Raw genomic sequence first — 17504 nt, 5'->3', positions numbered from 1 at the left:
AAATGATTTCTTCATTCCTCCTGTCAGGAGGAATGGTATGAATGGATCAGATGGCGGCGATAACTACCCCGTTTATGGACAGCAGGTAAAACGTCCGCTCAGAATACAGGTTCTCCGGTACGCGTCACTGGTGCTGGCGTTTGCCGGACTGTTTCTTCTCTACCTGTTTTCCATCAATCGTGAAATTCCGCTGATACGGATCGGTGACGTTACGCCGACCATGAACTTCGCGACGGTTCGCATTGCCGGCGAAGTCACGCGCGACGCCTATGTTTTCCAGTCCGGCGGTATCGTCTTTGACATGAAGGACGGAAGCGGCGAAATTGCTGTCATGGGCGGCCGCATACAGGCTCAAGCGCTTGAAGCCGCCGGAAAGCTTCCGCACAGCGGCGACCGGATTGAAGTGACTGGCAGCCTCATCGTTAGCGTCGATCAAGAACCCAAACTGCGCATCCAGTCGGTCGATCAGCTGGTTCTGAGCCGCAAGCGCACCATCGCCCCATCCGCTGTTTCCAGTGCCCGGATTGCTGACGTCACCGCCGCGCATAAAGGCGAGCAACTCACCGTCACCGGCATTCTGAAAACCATTGATATTCCCGGCCCCGGCTCTAAATCGCCCTATACCCTGACGCTTGAAGAAAACGGCGCGAAACTCGCGGTGGTTTTCTGGGAAGATGTTTTCCAAAGGATGGATAAAAAACTTCCGCTGCCCGGAAAACTCATTAGTGCCCGCGGACGGGTTGGCGTTTACAAAGATGCTGTGCAGCTCAAGGTCTGGGAGGCTGGCGATCTGCGCGTGATGGAGCCCGGAAAATGATTTTGGCAGCAGCATCAGCGGTGCTGGCCGGAACTGTGCTTGCCTGCTTTCTCGCCATTCTTCCCGGTCTGCACATTTACAACGTCATGGGTCTCGCCGCGCTGTTTCTCTATTCGCTGCACGGCGGCGGACTGGCCGCCATGCCGGAAGTAACTATTCCCTTCCTGATCGGTCTTGTCACCGGCTGGTCGATTCTTAACACCATTCCGTCCGTCCTGCTCGGCGCGCCGGATGAAAGCGCGATCTTCACCGTGCTTCCCGGCCAGAAATATCTGATGACCGGACTCGGTTACGAAGGCACCATGATGATCGGTGCGGGCAGTCTCGCCGGAATTTTCATGCTCGTTTTTATAATCGGCCCGTTCGCGCCGAAGTTTCTGCCGATTGCCCGCTGTGTTTTCAACCCGCACATGCACTGGATTCTATGGGTCGTCATCACGTTCATGCTCATGACGGAGTGGCCAAAGGACGGCAACTGGGGCCCGGCGGGCTGGCGTAAATTTTTCGCCGCCTGGTCAACGCTCGGCGCGGGACTGCTCACCTTTTTCCTTTCCGGACTGCTCGGCTTTCTGCTCCTGTACCGTCCGCCGGTGTCCGTGGATAACGCGTTTCAAAACATCATGCCTGCCTTCGTCGGACTCTTTGCGATTCCGTGGTGCCTGCTCAACGCCGTCAGCGGTACGGAAGTTCCGAAGCAACATGTGCGCGATACACTCAATATCAATGGCGATTTGCTTTTGCGCGCCGGTATCGCGGGCGGAATCGGCGGCGGCTTTGCCGCTTTTTTTCCGGTGATTACCGGCGGAATCGGTGGACTGCTTGCAGGTCATGCCACCGCCCAGCGCGACGAACGCGTCTTCATGATGTCGCAGGGCGTATCCAAAGTCGTTTACTACACCGGCTCGCTCATGCTGTTTTTCGTGCCGGGACTTTTTCTGACGCGCGGCGGCGGCGCGCTGATCGTCAAAGGATTCTACACGCCGCATACCTGGAGCGACTACTACCTCGCGCTCGGCTCCATCGCGCTCTCCGGAGCGGTTTCATTCTTGCTCCTGTCGCCGCTCACCCGCTGGACGCTCAAGCTGATGGACAGAGTGGATTATCGCCGCATTTCGGTTTTTTCTCTCGGCATTATTGTCGCGCTGGTATTTGTCATCACCGGTTGGGCTGGCTTGTTCATCATGACGGTCGCCACCGGCATCGGCCTGATTCCGGTGCTGTTCGGGTCACGCCGCCTGAACTGTCTCGGCGTACTGCTTTTGCCCATCGCCTGCAACATGTCCGGCGTCGGCGAGCCCGTCGCCGCGTTTCTGGGATTATTGAAATGAAAGGGATCTCGCATTTTATTTCCGGCGTGGCGGCGGCCTCATTCTGTCCGTGGGCGGTTGAAGCTGCGCAAAACGGCAATTCAGCTTTTTTTATTCTCGGTGCGGTTGCCGGAATTCTGCCCGACACCATCGACTTTAAATTCTACCGCTTTTTCTATCACCACGATGTTTCGATTTATCCTCACCCGGACAAGCTGGATCCGCAACCGGTGGCCGACGCAGTTGCCGCCGCCGTCACCGAAGCCGCCGTGAGCGGCAAGCCGGTACGATTGAAACTCGCCACCATCAAAATGGGAGCCGACAACTGGCGGCAGTACCGCGTTAAAATTGATCCGGATGCCGGAGAGGTGCGCGTACAGTTCGGGCCGGTCGTCAGCACCGGGCAGTCGCCGCAATACGGCACACTGCCGGTAAACCGTCCGGTGGCCGTCGCAAAATTTTCTGTGCCGATCCGGCAGAGTTATGAACCGGTTTACACCGTTGATATTTTTGACGGCCCCAGTTTTTTATTTCAGCGCAGTGAAGGCGGGAAAGTTGAAATTGATTTTCTGCCGTGGCACCGGAACTGGTCGCACTCATTCACCGTCGCCGCACTGCTGGCGGGATTGGCTTCACTCTGGACATGGCAGGCAGGCGTGGTCGCCTTCGGCGCCTATGCGCTGCACATCATCGAAGACCAAACGGGTCACATGGGATCAAATCTGTTTTTTCCGTTCAGCAAAAAGCGTACTCCCGGGTTGAAGTGGATGTATTCCGGCGACGCATTTCCAAACTTCGGATGCGTCTGGCTCTGCTGTCTGCTCATCTTCTGGAATCTTTACGCCGCGATTCCGAATCCGCTTTATCACTTCAGTTTCATCCGCCTGATGCTCTACGCCATGGTTATTCCGTTCGCCGTTTTTGGAGTCGTTCGCTGGCTTCTCGTCCGCGCCGACAAAGGCCATCCTGAAACTCTTTCCACAGAATGGAATGTTTGATTTGGGCGGGGTTTGCGGGCAGACTCCGAGCCTATGAAAAAACACATTCAGGCTTTTCTGGCGGAAAAAGATAATCGGCTGGTTCAGTTCATCAAATACGGAATGTGCGGCGGCGCGGCCACGGCCGTCGATATGACAGTCTTCTTTCTTTTCGCCTGGCTGGTTTTTCCGGCGCTGCGAGAAAGCGATCCGTTCACCAAACTGCTGGGAATGCTTCATCTGGATATCCGCACGGTTTCGGAATCGCTCCGCCTGCGCAACTACTGGATCGATAAAGGCATCGGTTTTATCTTTTCCAACTTCACGGCCTACGTTCTCAACGTGATGTTTGTTTTCAAAGCCGGTAAACACAAACGACACCACGAACTGATGCTCTTCTATGCCGTCTCGCTGATTTCATTCCTGATCGGCACGGCGGCGGGCGACCTGCTCATCCGCTTCGGCGGACTCGACACCACCTATTCCTACATCGCCGCCGCCATCTCCGCGCTCCTCATCAACTACGCCGGCCGCAAGTTTTTTATCTTTCATGGATAATGAATTCAAAGATGGTTGCGACGGAGCGCAACCCTCCGGGAACCCGAGTCCGGAGGGCGTTGCTCCGTCAACGCCGTATTCCTCTCGAAAGCATCCTGCACACATTCCGCTTGATGAGATGTCGAACCGTTCAAATATTGTTTTTGTCACAGTTTGTTCCAAAGATCGGAAACCAATCTTTGCTCATGAGGATGTACACCGGTTGATGATTGAATCATGGCGTTCGGCGGATCACTGGTTGGTCGGTAAATACGTTGTTATGCCTGACCATATTCACTTTTTTTGCACGCCGGGTATTATTGAATATCCGTCGTTAAAACAGTGGATAAAATTCTGGAAAACTCTTGTTTCTCAAAAGTGGCCAAGACCAAATGAACAGCCTATTTGGCAGGATGATTTCTGGGACACGCAGTTGCGGCACGGCGAGAGCTACAGTGAAAAATGGGAATATGTCCGGAACAATCCGGTTCGTGCAGGGCTGGTCACAACGCCGGAAGCGTGGTCGTTTCAGGGTGAGATAAATGTTTTGCGGTGGATGGAATAACGGTTGCGACAGAGCGCAACCCACTGGGATTAATTACGGGAGGGCGCGGCTCCGTCAGCGCCATAAAAAGAAAGGGGAGATCGTGAAAAAAAGAAATCCGAGAACAATGCGCTGGCAGGGTGGCATTTTCACGTTAATCGGAGCCGCTTTTTTAGTGTACGGGACGCACCCGATAGCGTCCGAATCCGTTGCGGAATGGTTCAGGGTTCTCGTTGTCTCTATTGGAATCCCTCTGGCTGTAGTCAATGTTGGGATTGTTCTTTGGGCACAATCCTTCAGAAGCTTGATGAAATTAAAAACAGCCAAACCAACAAGGGTTAACCCGACTTATCTAAAATCCTCTTTGCACATTCCGCCTTACCGAGTGAACCCCAGTTTTCCAAACCCTGCTTATCGATCCAGGTGAAGAGTCCGGATTCAGCGCCGAGGGTGGCGGGAGTATTGAGGACGATGCCGTCCAGATTTTTTGAGATCAGTTTTTCACGGGCTTTGGTTTCGCCGTCGTACGTCTGGAGCGCAAAGCCGATGGCGACTTGATCTTTCCGTTTATTCGCGCAGAGCGTGGCGGCAATGTCGGGTGTCGGTTTCAGTTCAATCGTGAGGCTGTTTCCGACTTTCGGAAGTTTCGCGTCTGATTTTTTTGCAGGCTGATAGTCGGCGACGGCGGCGGCGAAGATGATGAAGTCGGCGGAGGAAAACTTTTCTTTCGCGGCGGCCAGCATTTCTTCGGCGGAGATGACTTTTTGGATATGTAGACGCGACGCCCTCGTCGCGTTTCTCCGGCTGTCAGAATGCGACGAGGGCGTCGCATCTACGTTGGGGAGATTCTCTTCCGCGACCGGGCCGGAAATGAATTCGACTTCCATGCCGCGCCTAATTGCTTCTTCGGCGAGGGCCTTGCCCATTTTGCCGGAGCTGGCGTTGCCGATAAAGCGAACCGGATCAAAGTATTCGTGTGTCGGCCCGGAAAGGATGAGAACCTTTTTCATGCGAGCGCTTTTTTAATCGCTTCGAGAATGGCGGCGGGTTCGCTCATGCGTCCGGCGCCTTCGGTTCCGCAGGCCATCAGGCCGGCTTCGGGGCCGATGCGCTGCCAGCCACGTTTTTCCAAGGTCTGGGCGTTTTCGCGGACGACGGGGTTGTCCCACATCTGCGTGTTCATGGCGGGGCAGAAAAGTTTGACGCACTTTTTCGAGAGCGAAAGCGCGCTGGCGGAAACAATGTCGTCGCCGAAGCCGTAGGCCAGTTTGCCGATGATGTCGGCGGTGGCGGGCAGGACGGCGAAGAGGTCGGCTTCAGTGGCGGGGTAGAGGTGCGGGTAGAGCTGGCCTTTGTCGGAAGTCGGGTGCGCCGGGAAAAGTTCCGTGCGGACTTCTTTCTGCGACAGCGCGGCGAAAGTGAGCGGCGTAACAAACTGACAGGCGGCAGGCGTCATCGCCACCTGCACGTCGTATCCGGCCTGCTTGAGCGCACTGACGACACTGGCCGCCTTGTACGCCGCAATTCCGCCGGTCACACCTATGAGAATACGTTTCATCAGACAGACATCATTTCTTTTTCTTTGGCGGCGAGCATGTCATCCATTTTCTTGATGCGGACATCGGTCAGTTTCTGGACTTCTTCGAGGCTTTCGTCGCGGTCGTCTTCTGTGATCTTGCTGATCTTCTGGAGCGTTTTGAGCAGTTCATTGGCGTCGCGGCGGACGTTTCGAACGGCGATGCGCTGTTCCTCGGTGGCGCGCGAGGCGATTTTGGCCATATCTTTGCGGCGCTGTTCGCTCATTTCCGGAATCGGCACGCGGATGAGGCGTCCGTCGTTGATCGGCGTGATGCCGATGTTCGCGGCGCTGATCCCTTTTTCGATCGCGCCCAGCGAGGACGGGTCGAACGGGCTGATGACCAGCAGGCGCGGTTCAGGAGTTGAGATGTTGGCGATATCGCGCAGCCGGGCGGTGGTTCCGTAGTATTCAACGGTGATGTTTTCAACCAGTCCCGGACTGGCTTTGCCGGTGCGCAGTCCGCTCAGTTCGTGGTGGAGGAACTCCACGCATTTATCCATCTTTTCTTCAGCGGCCAGCAGTACTTCCATGCTCGATTCCATGATGACTCTCCTTGAAAAATCAGTGGCTAACCAGTGTTCCGGCGTTTTCTCCGCGGAAGACCTTCAGCATTTCGCCTTCCTTGAAAAAGTTGAACACGACGATGGGAATATCATTTTCCATGCAGAGTGAGAAGGCAGCGGCGTCCATGATCTTGAGCTGCTTGCTGAGTGCGTCGCTGTAGGAAACTTTATCGAAGCGGGTCGCGGTCTTGTCTTTCATCGGATCGGCGGTATAGACGCCGTCCACCTTGGTGGCTTTCATCAGCACGTCAGCGCCGATTTCCGAGGCGCGCAGGGCGGCGGCGCTGTCGGTGGTAAAATATGGATTGCCGGTGCCAGCACCAAAGATAACGACGCGGCCTTTTTCAAGGTGGCGCATCGCTTTACGGCGGATGAACGGTTCGGCGAAGGCGGGCATGCTGATGGCGGTCATAACGCGCGTCTGGATGCCGACGTTTTCGAGCGCCGATTGCAGCGCGAGCGAGTTAATGACGGTGGCGAGCATCCCCATGGAGTCCCCGGTGGTGCGGTCGGTTCCGCCCGCTTCGCCGGCGAGGCCGCGGAAAATGTTGCCGCCGCCGACGACGACTGCGATTTCCGCGCCGGCTTCGATCAATTGTTTAAACTGCCGCCCGATGGAGGCGAGGACGGCAGGGTCAATGCTCATTCCTTTTTCTTTGTTCTGGAGTGCTTCGCCGCTGAGTTTGAGCAGAATGCGCTTATACTTCATAAAGGTTCCTCTCGAATGCTGATGCGGACGATAGAAAATCCGCGCCGAAGTGTAAATTTCCATCTTTGGAAAATCATTCCTGAATACGGGCCAGCAGATCAACGGCGGGCTGACATCCGGGGTGCTTGCTGAGGATGATTCCCAGTTCGCGGCGGGCCCGGTCGTTGTGGCCGAGACGGTATTCCGCCAGCGCGCTGTTATAGCGTGCGTTGGTGGACGACGGATTAATCTGCACCGCGCGCGCGAAAGCCTCCGCCGCGAGTTCAATCCGGTTGGCGGCATAGTAGGTCAGGCCGAGGTTGTAGAAAGCCTGTTCGTAGGTGTCGTCCTCTTCGACGGCTTTGATGTACCAGCGGGCCGCGCTGTCGAAATCATTTTTCTTCTGGTATGCCAGCGCCTTCTGGAAGTTTTTGTCAGCGTTGATGCGGTTCGGACTGCGCGGCGGCGTAAAGACCAGTTTTTCGCTGTTACCGCTGGCGATGGCCAGCAACTCCGCGCGAGCCTGTTCCGCAAACTTATCTTTTGCAGCGACCTTGCTGAGGTAGAGTTCAAAACAGCGTTTGGCTTCAGGCTGGTTCTTCAGCCAGTAGCGGTAGATGGCGGCGGTGTTGAAAAGCGCCGGGGTATAATCCGGATGTTTTTTTGTCACGGCCTGCAGGCGCTTCAGTGCGGCATCTGTGCCGGTGGTATGCAGTTCAGCCAGCGCCAGCGCGGTTTGCAGTTGCGGATTCTCCGGAGTGCGGCCGAGCGCGCGGTTCAGATTATGCGAGGCTTCGTCCCACCGTTGATTTTTCGCGTAGAGAACACCCGCAAAGGAAAGAGGGCGGGAGTCGTCAGACTGAATCAGAGAAGCTTCGCGAAAGGCGCGTTCGGCTCCGGCAAAGTCATTCTGCGCGCCCAGCGCAACGCCGAGGTTGCAGAGTACTTCATACTGCCCGGCATTCAGGCGGCAGCTTTCCGTGAAAGCATTTGCCGCATCCTTTGTGTTGCCCATTTCCCAGAGCAGGGTTCCGAGCCGGTTGTACGCTTCGGCATTTTCCGCACTGCCCGCACGGCGGCGGATCGACTTTTCGAGCAGGGATCGGGCGCGCACCAGGTTGCCGTCTTTCCATTCGGTCAGCGCTTCATGGTAAAGCTTTTCGCCCGGCTTACGGCTGCAGCCGAAAAAAAGCGAGATCATCAGGATTACAGGCAGTATCCACCGGAGCCATGATCGGTTCATGCGGTCTCCTTCGCGAGGAGACCGGTGAAACCGGCGCTGGATTTTGACTGGACGGGTATCTCGTTCATGCTTAGCCTGCACTCTAATCATCCGGCCTTTTGAAGCCAGATAATTTATAAAAAAACAGGAACCTGAACATGGAAAAACTCTATCCGCTCCGCTTCAGCCCCGTCTATAAGGATTACATCTGGGGCGGTAGCCGTATTCCGAAGCTGTTTGGCCGGAATAAGCCGGACGGTATTTATGCCGAATCGTGGGAGATTTCCACCCATCCGGACGGGCCGACCGCCATTGTCAACGGTCCGCTGGCCGGAAAAACGCTGGGCGACCTTCTGCCGGAACATAAAACCGCATTGCTCGGCACCGGCGTCAAAGGTTCCGATTTTCCGCTCCTCATCAAACTGATTGATGCACGCGATACATTGAGTGTGCAGGTTCATCCGAACGAGGCCAATGCTGCCTCCGTTAGCGGCGATCCGAAAACGGAGATGTGGTATTTTCTCGAAGGCGACGGTTCGGCGCAGATTTATTGCGGCCTCAAACCGGGCGTCGGGAAGGCGGAATTTTTGAAGGCAATGGAAAATAAAACCTTTGCCGGTATCATGCAGTCCATTCCGGCAGAGAAGGGCGGGGCGGTTTTTGTGCCGGGCGGGCGCGTCCACGCCATCGGTGCGGGCTGTCTGATTCTGGAGATTCAGCAGAACTCGAATACGACGTACCGGATTTATGACTGGGATCGTGTTGATGCCGGTGGTAAAGGGCGCGAGTTGCACATTGATAAAGCGCTGAAGGTGATCGACTGGGAAAACAACGGCAACCCGCGCTGTCAGATCCACGGAACAACAATCCAGAGTTGTGAGTTTTTCCAACTCGACCGCCTTGAGCTGGATGCCGCGCAGAAGTTTCCTATGTCCGGAAAGAGTTTCCATGCGCTGTTTGTCGCAGGCGGTTCAGGAAAAATCGTATGGGCGGACGGCGAAGAAAAGCTTTCGCCCGGCCAGTCGTGGCTGGTGCCCGCCGCGCTCGGAAGTTACACGCTTCATCCTGCTGCCGGCAGACTGATGGTGCTGTGCACGACGATTCCGTAGCCGATTCAACCGTTGAAGGCACAAAAAAAGAGCCGCGCGAGCGGCTCTTTTTGCGTCGAAGGAGCGAAGGTTACTCCTGTTTTTTGCGCTTAATCAGGAAGAACACCAACCCTGCAACGACCACCGCCGCGATGCCGGCGATCAGCGGAAGATTACTTCCGCTCTTTTTTTCAGGAGCGGCCTTTTGCGCTGCCACTGGCGCGGCAACCGCGGATTCCGGTTTGGCGGGTGCGGTCTGAACGGCGGGCTGCGGCTGTTCAACCGGTGCCGGAACCGCTTCGAGGGTTACAGAAACCTGCTTGTCGGCGCCGGTCAAAGTGGCCGTTTTGGTGACAAACCCTGCTTTACGCAGTTCAATAACCGTTTCTTTTTCAATCAGCTGTTCGACCGGAGTCGCGCCGACTGACTTGCCATTGATCAGCACATCAGCACCGGATGGTTCGCTCTTGATTGTGACGTACGGCATGGCCTTGAGCGCAACATTGACCTGTGCCGACGAATCGGGTGTCAACGTGACGTTCTGTGCATAAAAACGGTCGGCGCGGACTTCGAGAGCAACCGGTTCTCCGACAGCCAGCGTGGCTGTCGTTTTGCCGAGCAGTGCACCGGCGCGATAGATTTGTGCGTCGGCCGGTGTCGCGGTGACGGTGATCATCGGGAAAGGACGGAGTTTAACGGATACTTCGTACGGCGGCGCGCCGGTCAGTGTGCCAGCCTGTGTGAAGAAGCCGGTCTTCCGCAGTTCGAATGTGCGGCTGGTCAGAATTTCGACCCGGAGCGGTGTCGTGCCGACGAGTTTGTTATTTTCGTACACTTCAACACCGGCAGGCTCAGCGGAGAGGGTGACAATCGGACGGCGGACGAGTTTGACGACCAGCGGATCGGGGCTGTCGAGGCCGACAGAGATTTCCTGATCGTAGTAGTCGGCGGCTTTCAAGGTATAGGCGGCGGCTTTTTCGCCGATTTTAATTTTTGACGGAGTCCGGGCAACCGGTTTGTCGGCGCCGACGGCGTAGATGTCAGCATCGGGGTTGCTGTAAACCAGTACCGGCATCGGGCGAAGCTGCGTGCCGACGTTACGTTCTGAATCGTAGTTCAGTTTGACGGGTTCGTCGAAGTAGCGCTCTTTGCGGACCGTGAAGTTTTTTTCGCTGACGAATACGCTGGTGTTGAATGGTGTGGATCCCAGCTGTTTCTGTCCGGCGGCATCATACACTGCCGCGCCTGACGGAGTGGAATCAATGGTGACCGGAGCACAACTGCAGATGGCGAGGATAATACACAGCACGGAAACAAACCCGACGGTTTTTTTGATCATGTGGAGACTCCTTGATGGGTTGAAAACGCTTCGTTTATACCGCAGTCGGAGCTTTTAAGTCAAACGGGCGGGCGGCTTATTTTGGACGGGCAGAGCGGATTTGGTGATGCGGAGCGCGGCCACGATTAGTACACCGCCGCCCAGCAGGCGGGGCCAGTCGGCGGTTTCGCCGAAAAAGAAAACCGAAACCAGAATTCCGAGCGGGATTTTCAGGTTATTAAAGACCGCCAGCGCGCCGGAACTGACCTTTCGTGCTCCAGTATTCCAAAGAAAGAAACCGAGTCCGGAAGCGACGATACCGAGATAGAGCAGAATCAGAGCCTGTCTGGACGTGATGACCAGCGATGTCCATGGAGTTCCCGTTGCGGCCAGTGCGGCGGTGAGTGTTGCGCCAAGGTACAAAAGGCCGAACACCTGCAGGTCGGTGCGGTTTTCCGGCAGCCGGGCCATCGTGCGGCGGTAGAAAATCTGTCCAAAGGCGAAACAGAGATTGGCGGCCTGCATCAGCAGAAAGCCGATCCACAGCTCCGGCGAACTCAGCTGGCGGTATTCAATCACAATGCCTCCGGCGACGGCCAGCGCAACCGCCGCCAGCGCGGCGGAGTTAACTTTCCGTTCGAATAGGTCGTTGATAATTACGACGTAAATCGGCGTCAGCACAGTGAACAGCGCCACCTCGTACGCTTTGAGATAATGGAAGGCGTGAGTGTAGGTAACGTACATCAGGCCATATTGCACCGCGCCGGTGATCATCAGCCGGGCGGCGTCGGATGCCCGTAATGTTTTCAGGCGCAGGAACGGCGCGAAGACGGCCAAGGCCACGGCCAGCCGAATGAAAGCGACGGCGGCGGAGGGCAGGCCGGCCAGTTCGCCCTTGATCAGGCCGAAGGAAAACGCCCAGACGAGGGAGACGAGCAGGAGCAGAGTCATAACTATTTCACGATCTGGAGAACGGATTTAAATTGCGGAGTCTTGGCGTCACCGAGCAGTTCAAACAGAAGCATTTCCGTGCCGGTCAGCTTAACGCCTTCGTTTTCCATACAACGCAGGGCGAGCACTTTGTTGACCGGGTCGCGGGAAGACACTGCATCGACGACCACAGACACTTCAAAGCCTTTTGCCAGCAGGTCTCTGGCGGTCTGGTAAACGCAGATATGGGCTTCAATGCCGCAGAGAATAATCTGGCGCCGGTTTGATTTTTCGAGAACCTCCATGAACACCCGTTCCCCGCAGCAACTGAAGGAGCTTTTTATAACGGGGAGACTCATAATCAGCGGGCGGAACTCTCCGCGGGTTTTTCCCAGATTGTCCGGAGTCTGCTCGGTTACAATCACCGGAACATCGAGCAAATACATCCCTTCGAGCAGGCGGCGGAGATTCTTGTAGAGAACTTCGGTGCCGTCCACGATTTCGGCCAGACGGCCCTGCACATCGATAAAAACCAGAACGGCATTTTCTTTCTTCAGCATGAATGACTCCTTGGAAGCGACGCATGGTAGCAGAGCGCGGAATAAATGCAATTTTTACGGAGTTCTGAAATTTGTATTGCTCATTTCCCCAAACCTTGGAAACTTTCCGGCCTTATGCAGAAAAAATACTTTATTTTCGATATTGGCAACGTGCTGGTGGACTTTGACTTTCAGGTTCTGCTCCAGCAGATCGCCGACGATTCCGGCACGCCGGTCGAGCCGCCGACGGAACGCGACCTCGATATGCACCACGCGGTCGAAGAGGGCGTCATCAGCGATGAAGCGTTCGTCGATTATCTGAACGAAGCCAAAGGATTATCGTGGACGGTCGATACACTGATCGGCGTCTGGCAGAAAATGTTCACCGTCAACCCGACCGGCTACGAAATGTTCCGCGACGCGATTGTGCGCGGCCTGCCGGTTTACACGCTCAGCAACATCGCCGAACACCACATCGACGCGATTGAACGCAACTGGCCGGGATTTTTTGACGGAGCGACCGGTCTGTTTCTTTCCTATCAGGTCGGCGCCCGCAAACCGAACGCCGAAATCTACCGCCACATGCTGGACGATCTTGGCGTAAAAGGTGAACAGTGCCTGTTTCTCGACGATCTGGAACGCAACATCGAAGCCGCCCGCGCCGCCGGTATTCAAGCCCATCAGTTTATTCCGGCGAACTACGCCGCGATTCAAAAAGAGGTGGATACATTTTTCCTGCTCGCATGACGAGTTTCACCCAGCCGCACCGTCAGAGTTTGTTTGGGGCTTCGATTTCGGGCAGGTAGGCTCCGCAGTCTCTGATTCGGCGTCTCAGTGTGTCGGTGTCCACGGCATGAACATCTGCGATGTCTGCTCTTGCTGCCATGGTTGCTGCAATACCCGCAGCCTCCCCTGTGCAGAGGCAGACCGGCATAATACGTGTGCTGCCCTGGACAGATCGATCTGTGGAAATGCATCGGCCAGCAACGAGAACGTTTGAAAGGCCTTTTGGTGTAAGACACCGGTACGGTATCCCGTGCGATTCTCCTTGTTTGTAACTCACAAGCTGGCTTGCCGCCGCCGTTATGTGGCTGCCGCTTCCGGCTTCGTCTTCAGCTATGTGAATATCTATAAAATAGCTGTTCCGGCATATTTCATCGGAAAAGCTTCGGCGGGAAGAGTAATCGTTTAGGGTCAGCACGTAGTCGCCAACGATACGCCGCGTTTCCCGGATACCCAGAAGAGACGCGGTTTGAGTGAGGTGAGCGTTCGCAAAGGCTTTTGGAAAAAACTCAGCGCATGCGTCGCGGAAAGCTTTGGCGATTTTTCTTCCCTGCATCAAAGCCTTGCTTGAAGAAAACGGGTTTGTATTGTCGACCGACCAAATGTGTCCGGCATTGAACCCGATGGCACCTGGGCCGATGATGGCGGAGCACGCATGGGTGTCAGGAATCTCAGGGTATTTGCCCGAGGCCACGATGTCGTCAATCACGTCTTTATCTGCGCCGAACTTAATACTGCCGCAGTGCTGATAGGCGTACATATCGACATTGGTCAATGTGAAACAATGCGTGGCCGGCTGCAAATCCCCCTTCGCATCTCCTTTGTTGTATGCCGCGCCGGCCCATGCAGCAAGATCAGCATCGCCGGTTGCATCAATATAAACCTTCGCTTTATGAGCTGTAAGGCCGCTTTTGCCGGCCACGAGGATGGCGTCAACATGGCCGGTGGCATCACACTCAACACCTGTCATCAGAGTATTAAACAGCACGGTTACACCCTGTTGAGTCACAAGATCGTCATAAATGCGTTTGAGCAATTCTGCGTCGATCGGGATCCAGTCAAAACACTCCTTCGGGACATGCGGCATGCCGGAGATGCACTGCCGGAGGATCTGTTCAGCCATTCCGCCGTAGATGATCCGGTTTTTGTCTGTGAACGGACACCACGCTGGCACCAGACCGGATGTGCCCATTCCGCCCAGAGCGCCGGTTGCCTCAATCAGAAGAGTTTTTGCTCCCTCTCGTGCGGCGGCGGCCGCCGCCGCGCAACCCGCCGGTCCGCCGCCGGCAACGATTACATCCCACGAATCATCAAGCAGTACATCCCGTTCTCTTAAAGTGTATTTGTTCACATCTCGCCTTTTTGCTGTGCCACCGGTGCTGTCAATATTCAACCGTCGCTGGACGGTAACGTCTTGGTTTTAAGATAACAACGTCGAAAAACATCAGGCTGCTTTAATGAATCCGTACTGCTGAATGCCGTAATCTGCGCTCGCAACGTCGAAGCTTCCCTCGCCGCCGGTATCCAAGCTCATCAGTTTATTCCGGCGAACTACGCCGCGATTCGTAGAGCGGTTGATGGGTTCTTTAGGTAACGACCCAAGTTAGGCGTCATTATCATGGGCTGATGCCGTCGTGCTCTCGAATGAAGGCTCGCAACTCGACCAAAGATGCAAGCTGCTTCTCCGGCAACTGAACCTCGCAGCAAAACCAACCTGACATGAAAACCTCTGTGCCGTCGGAGAACCGGAATAGGGTGCCGCCATCATCGTGCGTGAGATGATGAGAACGAAACCAAAAGCGTGATGAACTGCCATCACGACAACTAATAACGCCTGCCTCCGTACCGTCGGCGAGAATGGCACGACGAACATAATCGTTGTAGCCGCGCTCTAAAGAAAGTGATGCCGGGTCTGAGGCTACGCTGACGCGCGCCACCTCGCGCTGAGAGCGAGAGGCGCATCCGGTGAGGATGACGGCGAACGCGATGAGCAGGAGTGTACGCATGACGCCTAACAGTGTTTTAGCCTTACTTCAGTTTTTACAGGTTAATTACCAACGGCGCGAATGTAGCGCGGCGGTTCGGGGGCGGCAAGAGTTGAATAAACCGGAAGCAAGGTGGAACGTGATCTGTCGCCTTTGCAAAGCTTCGGCGTGACAGGCCGGGCACGTTTTAAACCAGCGGTATATTCAAGGCCGGCGAGACGCCGGCGGTACGTATCGCAACCGTCTGGTTCGACAACGCTCACCACAGGCCGGTTGCCCTGTCTTTTTTTAACGCGCCGGGACGGCGCGTTCCACCTGATTGGAGGGTTTCGCTCCGTCGAAACCTTTTCCGGCGGCGACGGAGCGCGGCTCGACTGAGCTCGCCGAAGCCCGCCCTCCATCGATTGGAGCGGGCATGTAGTCCCGCCTTCAGGCGGCTCCAACGGTTCCGGCTAAAGCCGGTACTACATACCAAAATAAACGGCACTGATGATGCGATGCGGTCAGGTTTCACATGATTGGAACGGGTATGTAGTCCCGCCTTCAGGCGGTTCCCAAGCTGTTCCGGCTAAAGCCGGTACTACATACCAGAATAAACGGTACGGATGATTCAGGTAATTTTGTATAACTGATGCTGTTGCTTTGCAAACTGTGGAATATCCGGTAGAAGCCTTGCCCTCATGATAGATTTCATCCAGGTGAGTAAACGGTTCGGCACGCAGGAAGTGCTGGATAAGGTTTCGTTCCGTATCAATTCCGGCGAGCACGTCGGCGTGGTCGGCCCGAACGGCGCGGGCAAAAGTACGATTTTCAGCCTGATCAGCGACGAAATGTCGGCGGACAGCGGCGACATCACGATGCCGAAAAACGTCCGCCTTGGCCATCTGCACCAGCAGCTTCACGCTCATGCACAGGACGGCTCGCTGCTCGATTATTCCTGCAACGCCATTCCAGAGCTCAAACCGATGATCGAAGAAATTCACCGGATTGAGCACGATCTGCTGACGGCCACCGGCGCGGAGCAGGAGCGGATGCTTCATCGGCTTGGCGATCTTCAGCACGAATTCGAACATCTCGGCGGCTACGATCTGAAAGCGCGCGCCGAAGCCGCGCTGAGCGGACTCGGCTTTAAGGAAAGCGAGTTTGCCAATCCGTTCCGCTCGTTCAGCGGCGGCTGGCAGATGCGCGCCGAACTGGTGCGTACGCTGATTGCGCGGCCCGACATTCTGCTGCTCGACGAACCGTCGAACTATCTCGACCTGCCTGCCGTCGAATGGCTTCAGCGCTTTCTGCGCGGCTTCGAAGGAACGATGCTTTTGATTTCCCACGACCGTTACCTGCTCGAAACGCTCACCGACCGCACGCTCGAAATCTGCGGCGGTGCGGTGACGAAATATTCCGGCGGCTATACCTATTACATCCGGGAGCGCGAACAGCGGCACATGCAGCAGGAAGCGGCGTACCGGAATTACATCGAGCAGAAGGAACATCTCGAAAGTTTCATCAGCCGGTTCCGCGCGCAGGCCACCAAGGCGGCGCAGGTGCAGAGCCGCATCAAAATGCTCGAAAAGATGGACGTGGTGAAAGCGCCGGTCGCGCCGCCGAATTTTTCCAAACTGCGGATTCCGCCGCCGCCGCACTGCGGCGCGCATATTATGTCGGTCAAAGACATGAGTTTTTCCTACGACGGCAAGCGGCAGATTCTGCGCGACGTGAATCTGGAAATCGGCCACGGACAGAAGATCGCGCTGGTCGGCTACAACGGCATGGGCAAAACCACGCTGTTGCGCGTACTGGCCGGAGCGCTGACGCCGCAGACGGGAACGCGGCAGACCGGACATAAAGTGGTGCTCGGTTATCAGTCGCAGGACTTCGCCGAAACCATGCCGCCCGATCAGTCGCTGCTGACAATTATCCGTAATGCCAACTCCGCGGTGCAGGAACGCGATGTGCGCGGACTGCTCGGCTCGTTCGGCTTCAGCGGCGACGCGGTGAATAAACCGTCCGGCGTACTGAGCGGCGGAGAAAAAATCCGCCTCGCCTTCGCCCGTATTTTCATCAACCCGCCGAACTTTCTGCTGCTCGACGAGCCGACCACCAACCTCGACATCAACGGACGTGAAGCGCTCGAAAAGGCGATCAAGGAATACAAAGGCACGGTCTGCTTCGTCAGCCACGACGTCGCCTTTGTGCGCGGCGCAGCGGATCATATTATTTCCATCGGCTCGAACGGCGTCGTCAGTTATCCCGGCGGGTACGACTACTATCTGGAGAAGACGGCGAAACAGGAAGCAGTCGAAAGTCCAAAGTCGAAAGTCCAAAGTCTGGAACCTCAACCCTCAAACCTCAATCCTCAAGCCGCCCGCAAAGCAAGAGCACAGGATCGCGAAGCGCAGAAGGTGTTGCGCAAGATGGAAGTGGATATGGAAAAGCTGCACGCCGAACAGCGCACGGTCTGCGAACAGCTCGCTAGCGGTGACGCGGCTCTTGACTATGCCGCGCTTAACATCCAGCTTTCCGCTGTTACGAAAAAGCTGAACGCTCTTGAATCAAAGTGGCTCGAAGAGGCGGAGCGCCTCGGCGGCTGAAGAGAGGCTTTAGACCTTAGGCATTGGACTTTAGGAAAC

Annotated in this window: 18 protein-coding genes; 8 read left to right on the top strand and 10 right to left on the bottom strand. The window is 55.9% G+C overall.

Translation table 11 applies throughout. The features are described 5' to 3' along the window. Window positions 1–37 precede the first annotated feature (37 nt). The 5 genes from HOO88_09350 to HOO88_09330 are packed head-to-tail and all read left to right on the top strand — an operon-like array spanning window position 38 to window position 4203. A complete protein-coding gene (locus tag HOO88_09350) occupies window positions 38–817 on the top strand; it encodes a hypothetical protein (protein NOU36960.1) in 780 nt (259 codons plus the stop codon). Beyond that, entirely contained in the window at window positions 814–2145 is a 1332-nt protein-coding gene (locus HOO88_09345; protein ID NOU36959.1) for a hypothetical protein, read from the top strand. The genes HOO88_09350 and HOO88_09345 overlap by 4 nt, the downstream gene beginning before the upstream one ends. Then, entirely contained in the window at window positions 2142–3122 is a 981-nt protein-coding gene (locus tag HOO88_09340) for a hypothetical protein (protein NOU36958.1), read from the top strand. The genes HOO88_09345 and HOO88_09340 overlap by 4 nt, the downstream gene beginning before the upstream one ends. 33 nt (window positions 3123–3155) lie before the next feature. After that, window positions 3156–3659, top strand: a complete 504-nt coding sequence (locus HOO88_09335; GenBank protein NOU36957.1) for a GtrA family protein — start codon at window positions 3156–3158, stop codon at window positions 3657–3659. Continuing rightward, complete coding sequence (locus HOO88_09330; protein NOU36956.1) at window positions 3652–4203, top strand: hypothetical protein; 552 nt, start codon at window positions 3652–3654, stop codon at window positions 4201–4203. Before HOO88_09335 ends, HOO88_09330 begins: the two co-directional genes overlap by 8 nt. Before the next feature lie 317 nt (window positions 4204–4520). Here HOO88_09330 and HOO88_09325 read toward each other — a convergent pair whose 3' ends face one another. The 5 genes from HOO88_09325 to HOO88_09305 all read right to left on the bottom strand — a co-directional run bounded on the left by HOO88_09325 (window position 4521) and on the right by HOO88_09305 (window position 8255). Beyond that, window positions 4521–5192: a phosphopantothenoylcysteine decarboxylase gene (locus HOO88_09325; GenBank protein ID NOU36955.1), complete on the bottom strand. Its 672-nt coding sequence runs from the start codon at window positions 5190–5192 to the stop codon at window positions 4521–4523. Further along, on the bottom strand, window positions 5189–5740 hold the full coding sequence (locus tag HOO88_09320) for a hypothetical protein (protein NOU36954.1): 552 nt from the start codon (window positions 5738–5740) through the stop codon (window positions 5189–5191). Before HOO88_09320 ends, HOO88_09325 begins: the two co-directional genes overlap by 4 nt. Continuing rightward, a complete protein-coding gene (gene frr / locus HOO88_09315) occupies window positions 5740–6291 on the bottom strand; it encodes a ribosome recycling factor (GenBank protein NOU36953.1) in 552 nt (183 codons plus the stop codon). Before frr ends, HOO88_09320 begins: the two co-directional genes overlap by 1 nt. A gap of 31 nt (window positions 6292–6322) precedes the next feature. Next, entirely contained in the window at window positions 6323–7033 is a 711-nt protein-coding gene (locus HOO88_09310; protein NOU36952.1) for a UMP kinase, read from the bottom strand. A gap of 73 nt (window positions 7034–7106) precedes the next feature. Continuing rightward, complete coding sequence (locus tag HOO88_09305) at window positions 7107–8255, bottom strand: tetratricopeptide repeat protein (GenBank protein ID NOU36951.1); 1149 nt, start codon at window positions 8253–8255, stop codon at window positions 7107–7109. A gap of 137 nt (window positions 8256–8392) precedes the next feature. On the opposite strand from HOO88_09305, the gene HOO88_09300 reads away from it, so the two are divergent. Further along, the gene (locus HOO88_09300) at window positions 8393–9343 is read left to right on the top strand and encodes a mannose-6-phosphate isomerase (protein ID NOU36950.1); all 951 of its coding nucleotides are present in this window, start codon (window positions 8393–8395) and stop codon (window positions 9341–9343) included. A 70-nt stretch (window positions 9344–9413) separates the two neighbouring features. On the opposite strand, the gene HOO88_09295 is transcribed toward HOO88_09300, so the two are convergent. Genes HOO88_09295 through HOO88_09285 form a run of 3 tightly spaced genes read right to left on the bottom strand, consistent with a single transcriptional unit; the run spans window position 9414 to window position 12130 of the window. Further along, complete coding sequence (locus tag HOO88_09295) at window positions 9414–10661, bottom strand: PEGA domain-containing protein (GenBank protein NOU36949.1); 1248 nt, start codon at window positions 10659–10661, stop codon at window positions 9414–9416. Window positions 10662–10715: 54 nt separating this feature from the next. Next, entirely contained in the window at window positions 10716–11591 is an 876-nt protein-coding gene (locus HOO88_09290; protein ID NOU36948.1) for an EamA family transporter, read from the bottom strand. A gap of 2 nt (window positions 11592–11593) precedes the next feature. Beyond that, entirely contained in the window at window positions 11594–12130 is a 537-nt protein-coding gene (locus HOO88_09285; GenBank protein ID NOU36947.1) for an isochorismatase family protein, read from the bottom strand. Between the two features lie 114 nt (window positions 12131–12244). Here HOO88_09285 and HOO88_09280 point away from each other — a divergent pair, with 114 nt between their 5' ends. Then, window positions 12245–12856, top strand: coding sequence for an HAD family phosphatase (locus HOO88_09280; protein ID NOU36946.1), 612 nt, complete (start codon window positions 12245–12247; stop codon window positions 12854–12856). Window positions 12857–12878: 22 nt separating this feature from the next. Here HOO88_09280 and HOO88_09275 read toward each other — a convergent pair whose 3' ends face one another. Both HOO88_09275 and HOO88_09270 read right to left on the bottom strand, forming a co-directional pair. Further along, entirely contained in the window at window positions 12879–14243 is a 1365-nt protein-coding gene (locus HOO88_09275) for an FAD-dependent oxidoreductase (protein NOU36945.1), read from the bottom strand. Window positions 14244–14508: 265 nt separating this feature from the next. Beyond that, entirely contained in the window at window positions 14509–14898 is a 390-nt protein-coding gene (locus HOO88_09270) for a hypothetical protein (protein NOU36944.1), read from the bottom strand. 659 nt (window positions 14899–15557) lie between these two features. On the opposite strand from HOO88_09270, the gene HOO88_09265 reads away from it, so the two are divergent. Beyond that, window positions 15558–17465: an ABC-F family ATP-binding cassette domain-containing protein gene (locus HOO88_09265; GenBank protein NOU36943.1), complete on the top strand. Its 1908-nt coding sequence runs from the start codon at window positions 15558–15560 to the stop codon at window positions 17463–17465. Window positions 17466–17504: the final 39 nt, after the last annotated feature.

The organism is Kiritimatiellaceae bacterium, from assembly GCA_013141415.1.
In the GTDB taxonomy this organism is placed as follows: Bacteria; Verrucomicrobiota; Kiritimatiellia; order Kiritimatiellales; family Tichowtungiaceae; genus Tichowtungia.
This window is presented reverse-complemented; position numbering and strand designations above follow the sequence as displayed.